3 protein-coding genes are annotated in these 1,730 nt (G+C 56.1%); all 3 read right to left on the bottom strand.

Translation table 11 applies throughout. The features are described from left to right. Nucleotides 1–188 precede the first annotated feature (188 nt). Nucleotides 189–620 (bottom strand): hypothetical protein, encoded by a 432-nt coding sequence (locus ACWVCN_RS01515; RefSeq protein ID WP_455243742.1) that lies wholly within the window; start codon nt 618–620, stop codon nt 189–191. A 43-nt stretch (nt 621–663) separates the two neighbouring features. Next, the gene (locus ACWVCN_RS01520; protein WP_455243743.1) at nt 664–1,152 is read right to left on the bottom strand and encodes an EF-hand domain-containing protein; all 489 of its coding nucleotides are present in this window, start codon (nt 1,150–1,152) and stop codon (nt 664–666) included. Between the two features lie 176 nt (nt 1,153–1,328). Next, the coding region (locus tag ACWVCN_RS01525) for an amidohydrolase family protein (protein WP_455243745.1) at nt 1,329–1,730 on the bottom strand (402 nt) is incomplete at its 5' end.

A 1,730-nucleotide genomic window follows, 5' to 3' on the forward strand; every position in this document is an offset into this window, starting at 1 on the left:
ATAGTTACCAGCGGTCTCTTCATAATATCATCCCGGCGCCCGTGAACCCGTCAAGGAGTCAGGCCAATCCTCGAAAAGCTTGTGTTATCAAAACATATTCGGTCCTGCAGGAAGTAATCGGAGGTGCGGGGGTTAGGAGGGCCGTCCAGTACGCGCAATTCTCATTCTCTCTGCTTACCCAAAGGCCCTTAGTTTTGCAGCTGTTTTTCCTGATATTCCTTCGCCAGACGTTCCTTCTTCCATTCTTCATACAAGCGCTGTTCTTCAATTTCTTGGCGTGTCCGTTCGGCCTGAATCTGGCTTTGCCGCTCGTAGGCCAAACGACGTTCATACTCACGATCGCGGGCCGTTTCGGCCTCTTCAGCACGCCTCTTATCGGCAGGCCGGTCAACAAGCATGTTACCTGCCAGTCCGCCAATCGCTGCACCGGCAAGAACCCCTCCCGCTTTACCTCCGCCAGCCGCGCCCAAGGCGGCACCACCGAGTGCGCCGGCGACCGTTCCGACGCCAATTTCGCCTGTTGATCCGTCGGCTTCGCACCCAACCAGTATCAGTGCAACGATCGCTGCCATGCAGGCTTTAACCGGTTCGAACGGGCGTCCCACAAATCTTTCTGTCATCGTCCCCTCACATCTCAAACAGTCTCGTTGTCGTTTCCGGAAATCACTCCTTACATCGAATATCCGGTCCCGTACCGACATAAGGGCCGGTATATCCGTCCCCGCCTTCCTTCAATGCCTGACAGACAGCGTTGTCGTAGGCGATCACTTCCTCAAGCGTCCATTCCCCGTCTCGGTTTGGATCTTCTTCATAGAAGAGCTTGATTTTTTCCCTCATGATTTCGTTGAAGGTTAGTTTCCCATCTCCATCAGTATCCAATTCATTGAACACATCCGGGCTCATATCGCTAATTTCACCAGGCTCCAGCAGGCCGTCACTATTGGCGTCGCGGGAGGCGAACGCTGCCGCTGTATCCGATGCCATCTCTGCTTCGTCGACTATGTCGTCGCCATTCTGATCAGCTGCTTGGAACGCAAGTCGCGAAAAACTCTCATCCGCATACTGCGCGGTTGCTGGGTTCACGATGCCTAAGGCCACCACTCCGACCAGCAACGCCGATACTCGAAAGCATATCCGATCACTCACCATCATCGCCTCGCTTAGAAACTAACATTCCTCGTTTGCCGCGCTGTCATGCGCTTATCGTCGGTGTGGTCCGGACTTCCTACGTTGAACCTTTGCGATGGGGCGACTTAACGCATATTCTCGTCGCCATGCGGGCCTTACCTGTGGGTTCAGAATCGAGTGCCTGGTCCCAGTGGCGCACCTCACCACCGCTCGTAATCACCCGGGTAAACGCGATCCTCTGCCTCACTCTCGTCGCCATCCGTCCGATGGGTGAACTTGCCGTCCATCATGGTCATCAGCACGTCGATCCCCGAGATCTCCATGGGCTCGACATCGAACGGGTTCTTTTCCAGGACGACGAGGTCCGCGTATTTTCCGACTTCCAGGCTGCCGATCTTGTCCTCCATGCGTAGCTGCCAGGCGGCCTCGGTGGTCATCCCTCGAATCGCCTGTTCGAGGCTCATCGGCTCGATATCAGGAGGAAAAGGCTTGGAATTCGGATCGGCGGGGTTCGTCAGCGTCACCGCCCCCTCAATCACGAACAGCGGTGCCTGCATGTCGGGCGGTGTGCTGGGGACATCGGCCGACAAGCTGACCGACAC

The sequence above is a fragment of the Petrachloros mirabilis genome (assembly GCF_975968855.1).

Coding starts and splice junctions, on each gene's coding strand:
- ACWVCN_RS01520 (WP_455243743.1), bottom strand. CDS start 1,152: ATGATGGTGAGTGATCGGATATGCTTTCGAGTATCGGCGTTGCTGGTC.
- ACWVCN_RS01515 (WP_455243742.1), bottom strand. CDS start 620: ATGACAGAAAGATTTGTGGGACGCCCGTTCGAACCGGTTAAAGCCTGC.